Here is a 19189-nt window from a genome sequence, read left to right as displayed (position 1 = left end):
ACCATTGCTTATTCGCCGCTAGCTGAGTCCCGGTGACGGATCAGAAACGATGACCTGCAGCTGAGCTTGCCGAAGCCTAGAGAAGAAGAATGCTATACCGGTGGCTGAGCGGAGTCGAAGCCATAGGTATAGGTCCACATTATCAATAATAAAAAACGAATCAAATCCTCCCTATTAAGTTGGCTAAGCCTTTCTAGACAATAATCGGGAAGGGGGTTGCAGAAAACCGAGATCCTTTGTAGCATCATAATAAAAAAGAAGGAAAGCAAACCCAATAGAATCACCTAATCAGTAGAAGAATACTATTCCGGTGGCTGAGCGGAGTCGAAGCCTTAGGTTAATGTAAACATTAATAAAAAACGAATCAAAACCTCCCTTTTAAGGTGGCTAAGCCTATTCTGACTTTAATCGGGAGGGGATTTGTCAGGCCCCGAGATCCTTTTCAGAATCGTATTATTTGTGAATTCATCGTTTAGTCCCTTGAGGCGCTTTCGTCAAAATGATTTTGTCAGTATTGTTGCAGAAAAAGCGCAACAATGCCGCCAAAATCAAGAACGTATAGATTTCCATTACCACGGGTTTCACCCGTGGCTATTATAGTTTCAGCCCTTCAGGCTTCTACTTTTTAGGTATGGGAATACCAAAACCGAAATCCGACAATAAAATAGTAGGAAAGCAAACCCAAAAGAATCACCTAATCAGTAGAAGAATGCTATTCCGGCGGCTGAGCGGAGTCGAAGCCTTAGGTAAAGGTCCACATTATCAATAATAAGAAACGAATCAAATCCTCCCTTTTAAGGTGGCTAAGCCTATTCTGACTTTAATCGGGAGGGGATTTGTTGGAAAATCCGAAATTATTTGCAACGTCGTAATCGTATGAGTAAATATGATTTTGTCAGCATTGTTGCATAAAAAGCGCAACAATGCCGCCAAAATCAAGATCGTATAGATTTCCATTACCACGGGCTTCACCCGTGGCTATTATAGTTTCAGCCCTTCAGGCTTCTTCGTTTAGGTTTGGTAATACCAAAATCGAAGCCCGACAATAAAATAGTAGGAAAGCAAACCCAAAAGAATCACCTAATCAGAAGGTTAAATTACTAAAAAAGAACACTACCGAGAAGCCACTCAAAATCTAAATTCATGCAACTCCCCCTTAGCGAAAGGGGGCAGGGGGATTTGTCAGGCCCCGAGATCCTTTTCAGAATCGTATTATTTGTGAATTCATCGTTTAGTCCGTTAATGCGCTTACGTCAAAGTGATTTTGGTGGCATTGTTGCATAAAAAGCGCAACAATGCCACCAAAATCAAGATCGTATAAATTTCCATTACCACGGGCTTCACCCGTGGCTATAATAGTTTCAGCCCTTCAGGCTTCTACGTTTTAGGTATGGGAATACCAAAACCGAAATCCAACAATTTAATAGTAGGAAGGCAAACCCAAAAGAATCACCTAATCAGTAAAAGAATGCTATTCCGGCGGCTGAGTGGAGTCGAAGCCAATAACTGTATTAGAACCTAGGGATTAAGAGATGTAGCTATTTTTTTAGTTTTCAGTATTTGTTCTAGGGGTTTACTTTTATTGTTTCCGGATATTCATCAATGATCTTTCCGTTTTCATTGATCATCAGGAAATGTTGGTGACTCCCTTGTAGGGTAGCGATAATGGCTGAATTTTCTTCAGCAGATTTCCTGAGGTACCAAACTTCCTCCGGACTTTTAGGCTTCTTTTTTTCTACACCCCAGGAACCATCTCCCAGGTAAATGATGCCGTTGGGGTCTATATTATCCCGGAGCAGGGGATAGCTGCGTTTATAAGTATGGTCATCATTTTCCAGGGCTACACGTACACCATATTCTTCAAATAGTGGAACCCAATGTGTGTGGACCTCCTGAGACCAAAACTGGTTGCGGTTTCCCCCGGGCTGCACACGGCCGGAAGGGTAAGCAGGCTTGTGGTAAACCGGTATGATATTGGCGATGTCTTTTCTTTCTTCCAAGCGTTCTAATAGCCAATTGGTTTGACTTCCACTAATAAGGTTGCTATGAGAGCTGTCCAGTATAAATAAGCTTAGGTAATTGCCAAAGTCAATCACTCCATAACCAGGCTGGCCTGGGAAGGCAAATAGTCTGTAGAAAAATGGTGCTTTTTCAAGTCGCATTTCATCGGTAGGTTCTTCCATTTCTCCGCGTTTTACCTTGGCTATAAATGCGGACATGCCTATGCCTTTGTTGATATTGCTTTCTGAAGCAGGGTAATGGTGATTGATTACATCATGGTTCCCTATGCCAACAACCAGTGGTACAACACGGCCATCCTCAGTAACCAGGTCACGCAAAATGCCTTCAAACCACTGGTACCAGGCGGCTATATTTTCCTTTTTGCCATTGGCATAGGCCAGATCGCCACCCCAAACAATAAAATCCGGATTATAATGCATGGCAGCCTGGTTCATTTTTCTAAACATTTCTCCCTGTGAGGTATCTCCACCTGCAGCAAATCGGATAGGGCGGTCATTGGTCCGAGGCATGGTTCGGAAATAGAAAACCCTACTAAATTCCCCTACACGAAACTCATAGTTTACATCAGGTTTTAAACCTGTCAGTTCTAAACGGTGGATTTTACGATCCGAAAAGGGAAAATCAAAAGCAAGGGAAGTAAGGGATGTCCAGCTATTGGTTCCTTTCTCCCGGAAATGCAACAAATCAATCGCCTGATCTTCAGCCTTTGTATGCCAGTCGATGGTCATTGTGCTGGTTGGGTCATTTTGCCAGGTGAGGAATAAACCGGCTGGTGAAGTTTGTGCCGATGCATGCAGGGCAAATAAAAAAAATAGAATCGGTGTAAGGAGCTGAAACCTTAGGAATCTGTTCATCGCTTTGGTCATTGTGAATTTGTTTTACCAAATATACCCCAAAATCTAAAAATGGCCTATTGACAATAATTAAGGGATTGTTAAGGCTGATAAATTAATCGAGTAGCGAATAGAAAGGATCCCATATTTTATTAGCAAATCAGTCTTATCTTGGAGGCGAGGAGTCAGTTGGGGAGGTCTAATTTTATTCTAATTAACATAATATAAATTATATAACAAATATAGTGATTTATGGTCAAACGCATAGCGGATGATTAACATAACCTCAGTTCTATAATGCAGTTATGAATATCAGAAGTAATGTTAAAGCAAATCAAGGGTTCAATTAACCAAACTTTTTTTCCTCAATTAAGATCTTGAAGTTTCAGGACTCATACAAAGTCCAAAAAATTAAAACAGCCACGCAAGGACTTTTAACACTAAAATCCTTACCTGGCTTTCAAAAGTCCTTTGGGTAATTATCAAGTATGGTCTGCTCTTTTCAAAACATACTGTACCAAACTTATTCCACCGCCTACAGCCATTCCTGTGCTGATCCAGAATGTAAGTAGGCTGTTCATGTCTACTTTTAGGATGCCAAGCATGGTAATGCCTATGCCTAAACCTATGGCTATACCTATAGCGGTTCCTATGGCTACTCCGATTGTTGTTCCGATTTGAATGTTTTTGTTAGTTGTCATTGGATTATTATTTTATTGATAAATGAGTTGTACTTAATTGGTAAAGATCAATTGCTTAAAATTTCATACCTATGTAAATATTGGGCTCAAAGAGGAAATAATTTCTCCATTTGTCATCCAAGGCCTTAAAATCTTCAGGCGTATTGGTGTCAAATACCCAAAACTGAGAATGTACCTGAGGTTCAACAAAAAAGCGTTTACTTTTACCAAAACCAATATGGTAACCAAGGTGAAAAGAATTGTACAGCTTAAAACCATTGTCAATTTTTTCATTGTTCTCATCCAGGTAGGTTTTGAATTGTGGCAATACTTCTACCGTGGCAAACAATCCTTTCCATAACATGCGCTGATAGCTAAACCCTATGCCGGTTTCTCGCACATGTCCGGGATAAAATTCGCTTCCGGAATCTACCTTGTCCAAAAGCCCGTCCCACCACAATATGCCCATGGGTTGAAATAACCTCCAGCTGGCTAGTTTTAGGCCAATGATGTTTTTGTTGTCTAAATTGCGCTTTACATGAAGTTCTATATGCTGTGTATGTGTTTGATCGGTCCAGGAATCTTGCACCAACTGAGGCAATATTATTCCGGGAAGACTTACCCTATATTTATACTTAACAGCGGAACCAATTGCTTTTTCATTGTTAGTTTGGGCAAAGCCAGTAAAAACATGAAAGCTGAAAACGAGAATTAGTAACTTTTTCATGATTAAGATGGTTAATTTTTTAAATAAGTTTTTTGTGATTATCAGTGGACATTTGTCCCTATTGGCAGAACAAAAATGGGTAGGAAAACAAGGTCAATCGTCCTGATATGAAATTCTGAACCCTTTGGTGTATTTCAGTACTTTTCAAATTTTGCTTTGATCCTGACCTTATCCAATGGCAAACAATGCCGTGATTATGATGATATCCTGTAAAAAGTGAATCAGCCAGGCCCAAAAGATGCCTTTGGTCTCTAGTATGGACTTGGCCAAAAACCAACCTAGAAATCCCGAGACAATGGCTCCTGTAAAACCTCCAGGGGTTCCAAAATAGTGCACCGAACCAAACAGCAATCCAGAGACAATGGCAATTTTTCCATCATCATAGACTCCTTTTAAGGCCACAATTACTCCTATTCTACAGATGCTTTCTTCCACAAATGAATTCACCAAGGCTGCCAATACGGCCAAAGGAAACACTGCTGCTAATTTTGCTAATGAAGGGTTTGACTCCTCCCCGAAAAGCTGCAAATAGATCACAATTACAGTTACCAAGGAAATAACCAGGGCCCATTCAATGCCGGCTTTTTTCCAGGTTTCATTTGGTTTTGGCCTGATCCCTAAATAAGGGGCCGGTAGAAATCTTTTATTAGCATCTCCTTTACGGAAATAGGTTTTGAACACTTCTTTCCTTGAATAATTAAGGACCACCAGCATCGCCGCAGCTAACAGCAGTGTCACCAATTGATAGCTTAGCTGCTGGTTGATAATCGGGGAAAATTGATCCGATAATTTAATCCCTCGAAGATGAAAAGCAATGCTTGGTAAGGCCATAGTGGCCAAGATGGTTTGAAGCAATAACCAATAGTTTTTTGCGTATTTCATAGATCTGAGGTGTTGATTTTCACAAATAGGTCTTTGCTATTGAGGGGACTAGCGTTTTTTGCATTCCATTAATACTTTTACCATCAGCATTACCGCATCTTTTGAAGCCTCCAATTGATTGAGGGTTCCCACCAAATACATATCCAGATCCGGACAATAATACATCGATGTACCATTCATTCCTGAGTGTCCGATGACCTCCCAATCGGGTAAGATGGGAAAGAGTTGCTTAAAGGAGATTTTCCGTAGACCATAGCCATAGGACATACCTTTGGTTTCTTTGACCCACTTTTGCATTTCCTTAAAGGTTTCAGTGGAGAGTAAATTTCCTTCTCTAAGAGCTATCTGAAAACGGATCAAATCTTTTCCTGTAGAAACGATGGCGCCACCGGCCCAATCTGCACTTAAACTTTCAATCATGCTTATTTCGTGTGTGCCGGCATACATTTCAGCCATCTGTCTGGTAGGATGAATGGGTTTAGGCCTTAAGTTGAGGTAGGTATGATCCATCTTCAGTGGTGTAAAAATATGCGTAAGGAAAAATTCTTGAAGCTCCATTTCACCAATGTTTTCAATGATCAAACCCAATAAAACATATTCCGTATCGGTGTAATAATAGTCAGTGCCCGGAGCAAAAGTAGGTTTGAAATGATCCTTTGAAAAAGATACTAATTCTTCCGGTTCCCAGAATCGGTCGGGTTCGGTTAGTATTAAATCAAGCATCCCCGGTGAACCGTCTATGGGTTCCTCAAGATAATCGGGAATGCCGGAGGTATGTTGCAGCAAATGCGAAATCCTGATCGAATCCCCATAATCTACTCCTTCCATATTATGCAATCCTTCCATTAACTCAGGAGATAAATATTTCGCAATTGGATCTTCAAAGCTAATTTTTCCCTGATCTACCAGTATCCCGATGGCAGTTGCCGTAAAGGTCTTGCCTATGCTGGCAGTATAAAATGGGTTTTGGGTGCTCACTTCCCTCCCATCCTTGAATGCCCCTTTGGCTACATGCCATTCAAAATCATCTGTAGGGGAATAAAGGGAGAGGAAAACATTGTGCACATTTTTCTTTTTCAATTCCTTTTCCAATAATCGATCAATTTTTTGAATCACTTTGTCCTGATTTTCTTGGGCAAGCAATACTATGGTACTTGTCATGCAAATAAGTAATGTCGCTAACTTTTTCATTTTCTTTTGATTTTGTACGCTACAAAGGTCTCTTCAAGGGGAGGAAATATCGTTCTAAATTTCTCTTTCGGTGAAATTTCGGACTTCTTCTACCTTAAAATTCGAGGTTAATAGCTAAAATGCTTGTTGAGGGCTTTCAAAACCTTCCTGTCTCCATAAAAGCCATGAAGTAGTCCTGAATTTCATAAGCGGGTCCCAAAATACAATCTGAGACGATCGCTATACCCCTGCCCGCTAATTTTGGATCATCTTAAAATCTAAAAAAATAAATAATGACAACACTAATGGGAAAATTAAAGGTAATGCTGGCGATGGCCTTCTTAATAAGTTTAGCTTCTTGTATTGAGGAAGATGGCAACCCTGCTACGGATGCTAATTCTGAATATGATACTGCGGAAGCTTACTTGGAAGAAATAGGATTTACGGGAAGTGTATTGGTCAGTAAAGAAAATGAAGTTTTGTTAAGAAAGGGATTTGGTATGGCGGACCAAGCCAATAATACTCCAAATGATCCCGAGCTTATCTATCGCATTGGTTCCATTACCAAATCCTTTACTGCCGGGGCGGTGGTCAAGCTCAAAAGAGAGGGATATATCAATAACTTAGATCAACCTTTAAGTGATTTTGCACCGGATTTCCCTTATGGAGACCAAATTACCATCCAACATCTGATGAATCATCAGTCCGGTATTCCAGATTATGTGGGACCGGTTGAAGACTATGCTGAAACAAACAATTACCACTTTGATACAGAGGAAATTTTTGATATTATCATTGAATCCATTGAAGAGGATGGCTTGGACTTTTCCCCCGGTGAATTCTTCGCTTACTCCAACTCCAACTATTTGATTCTGGGCCTACTTATAGAAGAACTTACAGGCCTGTCTTACCAGGAGTATTTGAACCAAAATATTTATATGCCACTTAATCTAAACCATACGGGCAAAGGCCCTGATACCATAAGTGGAGAAGGAAGGGCCAAAGGCTATGACAATGGGCAGGAAGTAGGTACTTATCAAATGCAGATTGCCTACAGTGCAGGTGAGATAGAAAGCAATATTGAAGACCTTGAAAAATGGGGAAAAGCACTGCTTTCCAATTTTTTCACTGAAAGTGAAAAGGAATTAATATTTGCTCCGCCACTAGCCCAAAACGATATCAATGTACCCGGAGCCGGATTTTTTACCCTAAAAATCAATGAACAGGTTATCTACCATCATGGAGGAGATATCGACGGTTTTACCAGCCTTTTGGTATTGCTACCGGAGTCAGAAGGATTGATCATCCTGCTCAGCAACGAACAAGATAAAAGTGAAGAGCGCTACCAAATCATGGAAACCATTATAAAAAATGAATTTTAACTTGCAAGATGTAATAGGATTTCTTGAGAAAATGAAAGAGGTTACTCTAAGTAAGCTCTTTCATTTTACTCCAAAAATAAATTCTCGTTTACCTCTTTATGGTTTTTTAAGTTAACCCGATGAAAATCCAAAAAGCCCTTGTTTCCTCCAAACCACGCTAAAACTTCGGCTTTATCCAATTTCGTATTCTTCTCCATTTCGCAATATGCATGGTAAGAAGAATATGGATATTTTTCCTCATAGGCTTTGTTTCCAGGTTAAAAGGTCCTAAACTTTCCAATATCATAGTCATTAAAGCATCACTATCTAGAGTAGTGCGGGGGTCTGCCAGAGAACGAGGCGGCGACCGGCCTTGCTGGCAGGAGATTTCTGCTGGCTTGATTTATCTTTGCTTCGTTTCTTTTTAGCAAGTCTTCCCTGAACACCTAAGTGAATCAGGGCCTGCCCTGAAGCCGAGTAACTCAGGGGAAAAGAAAGGAAGCCGCTAAAGCTACCTCTATTGATCAGAACTTAAAGCTTATTATTTACTAATTCTTTACAAATGCCTGGTTGTAAAGCGGTGACTGGGTTGAAGCGGATATTTTTTATTTTAACTTCATTACTTTTTTGCTACAGTTCAAAAAAGTAATCAAAAAAAACCGCCGCTGGGCATTTTTTGGCTAAAATCCGGACTCCGCCCGCACATAGGCAAACTCCTCAGGGCAAAACAAATTCGTGTAATTTAAGTATGCTTTCAGGCCCTTCGTCAAACATACCTATGCCTTTGCCAACGCGCTGCCCGAATTTCTTAACGCCAAAACCTGCAAGGCGGAAAGTTATGTGAAAATTAATAGAAATTACAATATAGGTATACCCTTAAACATTCGTACACTTTCCAGTACCAGGATTATTAAAGCATCACTATTGCAAAAAGAGCGGTGGCCTGCCAGAGAACGAGGCGGCGACCGGCCTTGCGGGTAGGAGATTTCTGCTGGCTTGATTTTTCTTTGCTTCGTTTCTTTTTATCTAAGCCTGCCCTGAAGCCGAGTAACTCAGGGGAAAAGAAATGAAGAGGTCAAAAGATCTTTTACCGAACAGTAGCAAAATTTTCACCTTCCAATAAAGTTAGCCCAATTCCATCTAACTTATTGTAATATTCAGGTTGACGGTTATTAAATTAATCCAATCAAACTTAATTGATCCGCTAAGGTGTTCAGGGAGTACTTGTTGAGAAAACGAGCCAAAAAAATCAAGGCTGTCAAACCTTATTTTATATGAGGGGTTTACTAAAAGCTACTCCCAGCCCTGCACCTCACTGCTTCGGCGATTGCCCGAATCATCAACCCAATAGATATACCAAAGTTTGGCATCTGTTGGCACAGTAACCTTGCCTTTTGCTTTATCGAGTGGAATCAATTTCCATTCTCTTTCCGGACTTCGCTTTTCATCACTGGTATAAGCCATATAAATTTCATTAGAAGCATGTGAAATAGAATACTTCACTTCCCCCCCTTTTTCTTTCAATTTAATTGAACTAACAAATAAGGATTTATCTTCCAACTGAGTACTGATAAACCGGTAAATTTCCTCAGGGGCAGCGCCGTGCAGATGACTATGCTTCATTTCCGGTATTAACGTAAATTGCGCATCCTTGGCCAGGTTGGCTGTTTTTTGCCAGTTTTCAACGAAATAAGCAAAATCATTGGTGCCATTTACAAACAGCATATCAGCTGTTGCATTTCCCACGTAACTGGAAGGATCCCAAAGTTTTACCCACCGTTGGGTTTTAGCAAGTCCAAGGGAATCAAACTGTTTGTCCCAGGCACTGCCTTCTTGTAAAAAGCCACAGCCATATACAGGCACTGCCGCAGCAAAGCGCTGATCAACGCCTGCTGTTAAATTGGTCAGGTAGCCGCCCCAACTTATGCCTGTAATGGCTGTTTGATCCGGATTCACTTCCTCAAATGATCTAATAAGGGAATGTGCGCGGATAATATTGGATACAGAATGGAATTGCCATTGTTCAGTAAAAGCCTCACCTAACCTGAAAAATTTGTGCACATCATCCTGCTTGGGACCACCGTTTTCCATACGGGTTCGTTTGGAGCCCCAAGGATTTTCTTGTTCGGCTGTAGGTAATGGTTGATCACCACCAAGATCCATGGCGATGGCTGCATATCCTCTTTCTGCCCATTCCTTTACCCAAATTTGAAAGGCGGTTCCTCCCCCACCGTGTACCAGTACAATTCCGGGAAAGTCCCCAGATCCTACATTCTCCGCCCCAATTGTAGCCGGACTAGCATAGTAGGCGAATACTTCCGTCACCTTTCCTTCATATTCCTCACCCGTATAGCGCAAAGACCAAACAGAGTCCGATTGGTTTAACCATTCAAAGTCCGGAGCTTGAGATAAGGTTGATAGGTCCCAAGGTATTTCACCTTTAAGCGCTGGAGGCAGGGAAAGTCCCGTTTGGGCCATTACAAGCCCCTGCAATAAGAATAGGGTTAATCCGATTATAATGGGTTTTTTCATGTTCATGATTTTTGGAATAATATGCTCCAAAATAAGCATAATTTGGCTGAAATCATTAATTGTTAAAATGCTAATTGAACTATTTTTTTGCAGTATATAATCGAAAGGCTAAATGCTATGGTTTGTCATTAAATAATTAACAATTATTCATTAACAATTAACAATTAATAATTAACAATTAATCCTCCCATCCTTTCCAAAAAACCATCCCCCCAACTTCAAGTATTTTTTGAATGTGCCTTATTTGGCTGTAAACCTGAATTTTATAGGGTTATAGGGATTCTTTTTCTTTAAAAACTTTATGTTTTTTTGATTTATAGCGAGGGGTAGGTTTGATTTTGGCGTCTAAAACTCCAAAGTAAAACAAAACAAACTAAATCTGTATCCCATGCTAACGATTAAAAACCTTAATCGCATCAAATATTTCTTAACCATTTCACTATTGTCTTTGGCCTGCACTGAAGACGAAGAAATACTGCCCAGTACTGAGGCTGATGAAATTTATATCAATGAAATATATGCATCCGGTGAAGATTGGATTGAGCTGTATAATCCACAGGAAACAAGTGTGGACCTTGGAGGCTATACTTTATCGGATGAAGGCAATGAATATACTGTTCCAACCGGAACAAGCATCGTTGCCAAAGGATTTTTGGTTTTCCTATGTAATGATTTAAACACAGGACTAAACACCAATTTTAAGCTCTCCTCCTCCGGTGAATTGGTTGTTTTGGAAAATGCCTCCGGAACAGTCCTTGACCAGGTGGAGTTTCCTGATTTGGATGAGGAGCAGTCTTATGCAAGGTTTCCTGATGGATCAGGAGATTGGGCAATAACCGGAACGGTATCTCAGGCTGCTTCCAATGGAGATGGTAGTACTCCTGCCATTAACTCAATCGATCGTGACCCTTTGGTTCCCGGACTCGATGAAAGCGTGGAAGTAAGTGCAGAATTAATTTCCACCGCTGCAGTGGCAGAAATGAATCTTTATTACCAGTTTGATGATGGTGCTTTTTCTAAAGTAGAAATGACCTATGAAAGTGGTAATTCCTATGTAGGTACCATCCCTGCCATGTCTACAGAGGGTGTTGTATCCTATTATGTAGAGGTGATCGGAACTGATGGAAGCTCTTCTTATAAACCTTCAAGTGCACCGGAAAATACAGCATCTTATATTATTAATACTGATCCATTGCCACAGCTGTTTATCAATGAGTTTATGGCCAGTAATGGGAATTGCTGTGCTGACACAGATAGCGGAGAGGAAGAGTTTGATGATTGGATAGAAATATTCAATGCCGGTACCACAGCGGTAGATATTGGAGGAATGTATATGGCAGATGATGCTGAAGATCCATTTTTGTACCAATTACCTACAGATGATCCTGATGCCACTACTATTCCTGCAGGAGGTTATTTACTACTTTGGGCTGACGGGTCCACTGATCAGGGAAGTTTACATCTTGATTTTAGTCTGAGCTCAGATGGTGAAGCTATTGGTTTGTTCTATACTGACGGAAGGACCATTGATACTTATACATTTGATGAGCAAAGCGAAGATATATCTTTTGGCAGGACTTCAGATGGAGGGGAAACATGGAGTGCTTTTGAATCACCTACACCAGGACAATCCAACGACTAAAAAGCGCAAATATGTTTGAATTATTTCCGGACCAGCCAGTATATGAATACCCACAGTTGGTAAATATTACCTACGGGTTTATATGGGCTTTTATCCTATCCTCTTTAATCGCAATAACCCATAGGTTAACCTTTATAGGCACGTATTATCCCAACAATTTTTTTCAATCGCTGGTGTTGGGGGCTGTTGTTACCTCATTGGTAATGATGGCTATAGGAGATAGTCTGGCTCGTGGATTGGGAGTTTTCGGGGCCATGGCTATTATTCGATTTCGAACCCGGGTAGATGATCCACGAGATGTTTTGTTTCTTTTTGCGGCATTAAGTACAGGCCTGGCCATTGGAGTATATGGATACACCATATCTTTTGTAGGTACGATTATCTTCTGTTTGATAGCCTTTATGCTTCATGCATCTCCTTTTAGGAGTTTTACACACAACAACCAACTTACATTTTTGTTGGAGGATGGCAATGGGATCAGGCAAATCACCAATCTACTGGATACTTATTGTATGGAGTATAGAGAGTTGTCCATACTTCAAAATGCTGACAAGCAATTTCGATATCAATATGCAGTGACCCTGAAAAAAAACATAAATACAGATGATCTTATAAAGGCCATTCAAAAAGTGGAAGGGGTCATTCAATTAAAATTAGCTTCCAATGAAACTATAAATAGATGATGAAAAAGACAAATTGGTTTTATGTATTTATTGTTTGCATGCTGGTTAGCATGTTGTATATCAGTGCCAAATATTTTAAAGGAAGTGGAGAAGCTTCCATTGGTATTGCAGAAACTACGGAATATAAAGTAAAAACTGAAAAAACCGCATTGGTCAGATCAGTCAATGTGGTGCCCGGAATGGAAGTAGAAGCCGGGCAACTGTTAGTGGAACTGAGCAGTGAGGAACTAGAAGTAGACATTGCAAGGCTTTCCAACCGTATTGCCATGGCAGAAGCTGAATTACGTGAAAAAGCCAAACTAACCAATGCTAAAATAGCCTATATCAAGGCTGAAAATGGCATTGATATAGAAGAGCTGGATGAAAAGCTTATGGAACTGGAAAGTGAAATGCAAATGAATGAGGCTCTTACTAAGCAGTTTATTACCGAAGAAACAGTTGGGACCAATGCCCCTATGACCAGGAAGTTGAATTCATTAAAGATACAGAAGGAAAAACATTTGGAAGCTCAAGCCATACAAATTGAAGATCTGCTACAAGAAAGTGAAGCCGACCAGCATATCCTGCAAAATCAAATCCAACTGATGGAAAGTGAACTTAAGATCCTTCAAACAGAAAAAGATAAATTAAATAAATATGCTACAGCTTCTGGAGTGGTAGAAAAAGTGTACGTGAAACCGGGTGAACAGGTGGATGCTTATACCCCTTTACTAGAAATCAACCCCCTTCACCCAACTACGGTGGTAGCTTATTTAGTGGGGAAAAAAGCCAGTACTTTTGGCGTTGGCAAAGAAGTTAATGTGGCCTCTTATGATCAACAAAGAAACCTAATCGCCGGCAAAGTTATTGGCTATGGTTCTGTGAGCGAACTTCCGGAAATATTACAAAAATCCACTGCCATAAAAGCATTTGGGCAACAGGTATTTATAGAGATTCCGGGAGAAAATACCTTCTTCAACGGAGAAAAGGTTTTGATCAGATAAACATGAAAGGTCTATTATTGTTATGCTTAATTTTGCCCACCTTATCACAAGCTCAGGTGTCTATGGAGTCATTTTTAACAGCCGTATTGGAAGATCCTATGATCCGTTCTTTTGATGAGCAGGACAGCTACCTAAGTGCTTCCCCCTACAGCTTGGCCCCAGTCAAAGAACTGGAATTGCGGACAGAAAGTAACCAATTAGATGGCGGCCGTCAAGAATATGCCTTACGAGTAAAACCCTCCAATCCATGGGAAGTCAAACGAAATAATCAATATTATCAAACCTATCAAGAACTGCTTAGTCTGGACCGTCAACGGGAACTAAAGAATATGTTGAAAATTCGATATGAAACGATTATTGAGTGGGTTTATTTACAAGAGCAGAGGATATTAAAAGAGGAAGACCAGAAACTATCTGCTGCCTTGATTAGTATGCTAGAAGCCCAACAGTTTTCAAGTTTCTTTGATGCCAATGAATATGCAGAATTGAAAATAGAACAGATAGAAAAAGGCGTTTCATTGGAAGACTTGTATTTTGAGGAAGATAAGTTACGAAATACCATCGCTAAATTGTATCCTCTTGCTCAAAATCAAACCATTTCCTGGTCCATGGATGATTTAATTTCTGTGGATAAATTACAAATGATTACTGCTTTGGGAGAAATCAATACCGGAGGAGGAGAAATTGCCTACCGAGAGAAGAAGATAGACTTGGCAAAATCCGAAATGGCATTGGAGAAAACCAATATTGACATGGGATATTTACAGGCCAAATATGAGCAATACCGAATTGAGCAAGATAGAAGTCCCTGGAGTATAGGATTGGGAGTAACCATCCCTATTTTCAATCCCAATAAAAACAAAATCACCAAAAGAAAATTGGAAATGATCGAAGCAGAGGGCGAGTTGGAAGAAGCCAATGTCCTGCAACAGTCTGGATTTAATCTGGCTTCACAAAAAATCAAGCAATTTATAGTACGCTACAGGAAGTTGGAGGAACAACTAGAAATTATGGATGTAGATGCCTTGGCAAGAAGCCTACAAGAAATGGAAAGTAGCAATCCTGTGGTCATGATCCAATTGAAGCGAAGCATAATCAAGTCCAAAACAGTAGCTGCCAGGCTCAAAAAAGAAATCTACTTGGCCTATATAGAGTATTTGGCGTATGCAGAAATGCTTCAGCAGGCTCCTTTTAAAAACTACCTGAGCCAAGAAGTGAATTAGTTGGATTAACCGGTTTAACTCCTCCCTATTATACAAAATGGTCCAAAGATATGACTACGCTTTAAGAGTCAATCATTCATCATTGAATCAAGTGGTTGCATATATCCAGAACCAAAAAGAGCATCATACTAAGAAATCATTCAAAGAAGAATATCTTGATTTTTTAAGGAAATTTGATGTTGAATACAATGAAACGTATGTATTTGATTGGATCCCAGACGAAGAAAGGTAATATTGATTAGGTAAATTTGATAACAATAGTAGCCTAAATCAATCTTATAAATTGAATATTTTTTATCAGGAAATTTTGAAACGCTTTAAATGGTTAGCAAGTTCTCGCTTACTGGCATAAACCACTCCCTGAAGGTGCATAAATGTGGTTTCAGGAGAATTCAAATGTAATTTATCACCCTTATAATTACTAACCGGTAAATTCAACTCCTCAAAAATTAATCGAGTGGCTGCAAAATCCCATATGCTACCCCCTCCTTTTTTCGTTTTTGGAAATTTAAAATAACAGGAATGCCTATGGGTAAAAACAGATAAAGCATTACGGACCGCACCATAACCAAAATGATATACCACTTCCCCGTAATTTTGCGAATCAGCCCATTGTTTCAGGTAAGTTCCTAAATCATTAAAATAGTTTTCGCCTTGCATGCTTCTGTCCATATAAACGTGTAAAGAAATGTCTGCTGAAGGCCTTGAAAGCAAAGACTCCCCATTCAAATATAGCCCCTGCCCTTTGATGGCACTGTAACACAAATCCTCATCAGGAACATATACGACCCCGATGACAGTGTCCCCGGATTTGGAGATAAGAGCGATAGAAACCGCATATCCGGGACGTTGCTCGGTAAAAGGTAAAGTGCCATCGAGAGGATCAATGCACCAAAAATAATCCTTCTCTAAACGGGATTGGTCATCTGCTGCTTCCTCTGTAAGCAAACCCAAGTCATACTGATTTACGCTTGAAGCCAAATGCTTTAAAATTATGGCCTGTGCCTTAAAATCTACTTGAGTCACTACCTGTGAAGCCAGAGAATGCCCACCTTCTTTTTTTTGTCGATGATATGTTGCATCAACTTGAGATTGTATCAATTTTCCTGCAGCAATACTTGCCTCAATGGCTTGCAGGCAAAGCTTATCTAAAACGGTTTTTTCGAGCATTTATTCACTTTCTAGTTCTTCTATTACTGCTTGTGTGAGTTTTTCGCTGTATCCATGCATCTTCCAATGCCCTGTACTCCAGCCATCTAGGAAACGGTAAAGGTCAGCCCAAGCGAACTTATATAGGCTGGCCCACTCTTCTTTAACCTCCTGAAATTCAACTGTATTACCCATTTCTTCTTCAAGTGATTTAAAGTAATGGTCAAGCAATTTTTCCTCAAATTGTTCGCAAGCTTCTTCTTCAAAGCAACTGCTAATAAAATAGGCCACATCCTTTATTCCACAACCTTTGCCAACATATTGAAAATCCACTGCAGCCACTTGATTTTCCAATCCAAAACAGAAATTCGCCAGCTTGGCATCCCCATGAACTAAAGTCTGAAACTTCGCTTCATTCAGTTTTAGGTCAATTTTCGGAGCGACATATTGCAAGGGCTTATTGGTCATTTTGGACAATTCATCTGGTCGAGTATCCAAGTACCAATAAGTACCCTTTTCCCAGAGTCCTTTAGGAGAAACTTTCATAAATACGGCATGAAAATGTGCCAGCCACCTTAAACAGTTTTTGGCCGCTAAAATGCTTACCGTCTCAGGTGTCCTGCGGATTGGGAAACCCAAAGCATTGAGGTCTTCCATAATTAGCAAACGCGTGTTTTCGCCGGCTTCTTCATACAACAATTGCGGGACTTTACAGTTTGGGTTGGTTAAGGAGGCATAATGTTTATACCAATTACTTTCAATTGCATAGGATTTGACCTTTCTTTGATGCGACAAATCTGTATTCCAGCCCCTAGGATGGTTGTCGGATTTCGGCAATTCAATATGTTTTACAATAACCGAACTGTGCTTGCCTCCTTCCAAATAATAGCGCTTGATGGTGCCATAACCGCTCCATAAGGTCTGCACCTGTGTTGTGTCGTGAATGGCTTTGGCACCGGTACAATTTAGAATTTCAGATTCAATGGAAGACATGCTATTGTTTAGGGAAATGGTTTATATTGTTGAAGTAGGCCAATATGGAAATCTGGATATTTTCACTTTCTCGCTTAAGCAAACTGAAATCCAAATTACCGAAATTTTCTTCTTATAGACGAATTCTTCATGGAATTTGAGCAATCTTCCAAATCTCTCTTCAAACGGGCACAAAGCTAAGGAGTCAAGGGGGATTTTTGGAAATGAGTATTTTATGCTTATTTACTATAATTCATCGATTGAAATTGACGGATAATTATACAACTAATTCAGGTTGACAATGCATTTTAACAATTTGAAACCAACCGGTGTAAGGGCGAAAAACTTCGACTACTGTAAAAGTTTCTATAAAAATTGCAAGACTGGTGCGGGTTTTTAGGTTCAGTAAGGTTAAATTACCAGCTCAAAATGCTAACACCACTAATTATTCACAAAAGACCATGATCAGCTTACACAGATTACCCAAATTTGTTTATTTGAAATTTTCCGCTTGCCAAAAATATTTGAGTTATAGCCTTTTCATTTTTTTACTAATCAGCATTTCTTGCGAAAACAAGCAAAATGAATTACCTGCATCCGATGTAGGCAATGGTGGATTGATTCTGCCGGCTGGATTTGAGGCTTTGGTCGTTATCGACAGTGTAGGCCCTACCCGGCATATTGCCGTCAATGATAATGGAGATATTTATGCCAAACTGCGCTTTTCCAGAGATAAACAAGGAGGTACCATTGGTCTTAGGGATCTTAATGGGGATGGAAAAGCTGACTCAGTGGTCCGTTTTGGAGACTATGAAGATGTTGGCGGTTCTGCGGTAGGAGTTACCATTTATAATGGATATTTGTACACGAGCACCGTTAATCAGGTCTTGAGAAATAAACTAAGTCCGGGAGAACTGGTCCCCAGCAGCAAGACAGAAGTTATTCTTACCGATAACCATCCCAACGTAGCCCGTAACTGGCACACAACCAAACCTGCAGCTTTTGATGGAAAAGGAAATATGTATATTCCGTTTGGATCACCTTCTGATGCCGGGCAGGATATTGAAATATATGGTCCAACGGGGACCCCTGAAGGAAAGGGGTTGGACCCAAGTCCGGAAAGGGAGATGAATGCCGGGGTATGGAAGTTTGATGCCAACCGAGAAGGCCAAGTCCAATCAGATGGAGTCAAATTTGCAACCGGCCTTCGCAGTATTGTGGGCATGACTTGGAGTCCATTGGATGATCAACTCTATGGAGTAGTCAATGGAATAGATAATTTTCACACCCTTTATCCAAAGCTTTACTCTTCCTGGCAGGCAGCAGTACTTCCTTCCGAGAAATTAGTAAAAATAACCGAAGGAGCTGATTTTGGATGGCCATATGCCTATTATGACCATCTTCAAGGCAAAAATGTATTGTCCCCCGGGTATGGGGGTGATGGTAAAATAGTCGGAAGGGCAGCGAAGTTTGACCTTCCTGTAGTTGGATTTCCTGGCCATTGGGCTCCTATGGAACTGTTATTTTACCAAGGGGACCAATTTCCATCACGCTACAAAGAGGGTGTTTTCATTGCCTTCCATGGCTCTACCGATCGCTCACCTTATCCACAATCAGGATTTATAGTCGCCTTTGTTCCTTTAGCTGATGGAATTGCAGGTGATTGGGAGGTATTTTCTGATGGTTTTGCCGGAGTAGATACAGTAGAAAATACTGGAGATGCCTTATACAGACCTATGGGATTGGCCGAAGGTCCGGATGGATCCCTTTATATATCCGATTCCAATAAAGGCAAAATTTGGCGGGTAATGTACAAAGGAAGTAAAGCGGAGTTTGGGGAAAAGCAACTGAAAGAAATGGACCAACTAACCGCAGATAAAACATATATCAAAACACCTGTTGAAGGAGTGGATAATTTGGATAAAGGATCATTGCTTGAAGGAGGCATTCTTTACAATACCTACTGTGCTACCTGTCATCAGCGAAATGGGCAAGGGGACAATAACCGTTTCCCTCCCCTCGCTCAATCCGAGCGTGTTATTGGGGACCCTGAAATCCTCGTGGAGTCAATTTTAAATGGCATACAAGGAGAGATCACTGTTCGAGGAAAAACTTTTAACGGCTATATGCCTCCCCATGCAAATATTCTGGATGATCTTGCGGTAGCTTCCATCACCACTTATATTCGAAGTAGGTGGGGAAACAAAGCAAGTCCAATTAGTCCGAGTGAAGTCACTAAAATCAGGGCAAAAGTGGTAAAGTAAATTACTAGGTTCTAGTTTGCAAAAACTTTATTAATTTACGCGCTGTCAACGCTAGAAAACTGTAAA

At 40.4% G+C, this 19189-nt stretch carries 14 protein-coding genes; 6 read left to right on the top strand and 8 right to left on the bottom strand.

Annotated elements, in window-relative coordinates:
* Window positions 1–1565: 1565 nt before the first annotated feature.
* From Q4534_RS01305 to Q4534_RS01285, 5 genes are all read right to left on the bottom strand, one after another.
* The gene (locus Q4534_RS01305) at window positions 1566–2888 is read right to left on the bottom strand and encodes a fibronectin type III domain-containing protein (protein WP_303611359.1); all 1323 of its coding nucleotides are present in this window, start codon (window positions 2886–2888) and stop codon (window positions 1566–1568) included.
* A gap of 449 nt (window positions 2889–3337) precedes the next feature.
* Entirely contained in the window at window positions 3338–3556 is a 219-nt protein-coding gene (locus Q4534_RS01300; protein WP_303611358.1) for a hypothetical protein, read from the bottom strand.
* 55 nt (window positions 3557–3611) lie between these two features.
* A complete protein-coding gene (locus Q4534_RS01295; protein WP_303611357.1) occupies window positions 3612–4262 on the bottom strand; it encodes a hypothetical protein in 651 nt (216 codons plus the stop codon).
* A 168-nt stretch (window positions 4263–4430) separates the two neighbouring features.
* Window positions 4431–5144: a CPBP family intramembrane glutamic endopeptidase gene (locus Q4534_RS01290; RefSeq protein ID WP_303611356.1), complete on the bottom strand. Its 714-nt coding sequence runs from the start codon at window positions 5142–5144 to the stop codon at window positions 4431–4433.
* A gap of 48 nt (window positions 5145–5192) precedes the next feature.
* A complete protein-coding gene (locus Q4534_RS01285; protein ID WP_303611355.1) occupies window positions 5193–6335 on the bottom strand; it encodes a serine hydrolase in 1143 nt (380 codons plus the stop codon).
* Window positions 6336–6607: 272 nt separating this feature from the next.
* Between Q4534_RS01285 and Q4534_RS01280 the strand changes: the two genes are divergently transcribed.
* A complete protein-coding gene (locus tag Q4534_RS01280; protein WP_303611354.1) occupies window positions 6608–7696 on the top strand; it encodes a serine hydrolase in 1089 nt (362 codons plus the stop codon).
* A gap of 1272 nt (window positions 7697–8968) precedes the next feature.
* Here Q4534_RS01280 and Q4534_RS01275 read toward each other — a convergent pair.
* On the bottom strand, window positions 8969–10207 hold the full coding sequence (locus Q4534_RS01275; RefSeq protein ID WP_303611353.1) for a S9 family peptidase: 1239 nt from the start codon (window positions 10205–10207) through the stop codon (window positions 8969–8971).
* A gap of 388 nt (window positions 10208–10595) precedes the next feature.
* Here Q4534_RS01275 and Q4534_RS01270 point away from each other — a divergent pair, with 388 nt between their 5' ends.
* The 4 genes from Q4534_RS01270 to Q4534_RS01255 are packed head-to-tail and all read left to right on the top strand — an operon-like array spanning window position 10596 to window position 14738.
* The gene (locus Q4534_RS01270; RefSeq protein WP_303611352.1) at window positions 10596–11849 is read left to right on the top strand and encodes a lamin tail domain-containing protein; all 1254 of its coding nucleotides are present in this window, start codon (window positions 10596–10598) and stop codon (window positions 11847–11849) included.
* Window positions 11850–11860: 11 nt separating this feature from the next.
* On the top strand, window positions 11861–12532 hold the full coding sequence (locus tag Q4534_RS01265; protein WP_303611351.1) for a DUF4956 domain-containing protein: 672 nt from the start codon (window positions 11861–11863) through the stop codon (window positions 12530–12532).
* Complete coding sequence (locus Q4534_RS01260; RefSeq protein WP_303611350.1) at window positions 12529–13515, top strand: HlyD family secretion protein; 987 nt, start codon at window positions 12529–12531, stop codon at window positions 13513–13515. The genes Q4534_RS01265 and Q4534_RS01260 overlap by 4 nt, the downstream gene beginning before the upstream one ends.
* A gap of 2 nt (window positions 13516–13517) precedes the next feature.
* Window positions 13518–14738: a hypothetical protein gene (locus Q4534_RS01255; protein WP_303611349.1), complete on the top strand. Its 1221-nt coding sequence runs from the start codon at window positions 13518–13520 to the stop codon at window positions 14736–14738.
* A 297-nt stretch (window positions 14739–15035) separates the two neighbouring features.
* Here the strand turns inward: Q4534_RS01255 and Q4534_RS01250 are convergent, their stop codons facing one another.
* Window positions 15036–15908: a 3'(2'),5'-bisphosphate nucleotidase CysQ gene (locus Q4534_RS01250; protein WP_303611348.1), complete on the bottom strand. Its 873-nt coding sequence runs from the start codon at window positions 15906–15908 to the stop codon at window positions 15036–15038.
* Complete coding sequence (locus Q4534_RS01245) at window positions 15909–16880, bottom strand: phosphotransferase (protein ID WP_303611347.1); 972 nt, start codon at window positions 16878–16880, stop codon at window positions 15909–15911.
* A gap of 503 nt (window positions 16881–17383) precedes the next feature.
* On the opposite strand from Q4534_RS01245, the gene Q4534_RS01240 reads away from it, so the two are divergent.
* Window positions 17384–19123, top strand: a complete 1740-nt coding sequence (locus tag Q4534_RS01240) for a c-type cytochrome (RefSeq protein WP_303611346.1) — start codon at window positions 17384–17386, stop codon at window positions 19121–19123.
* Window positions 19124–19189 lie beyond the last annotated feature (66 nt).

It is taken from the genome of Cyclobacterium sp. 1_MG-2023, from assembly GCF_030546805.1.
Lineage (GTDB): Bacteria > Bacteroidota > Bacteroidia > Cytophagales > Cyclobacteriaceae > Cyclobacterium.
The sequence above is the reverse complement of the archived record's forward strand: the minus strand, read 5'-3'. Positions and strand labels throughout refer to the sequence as shown.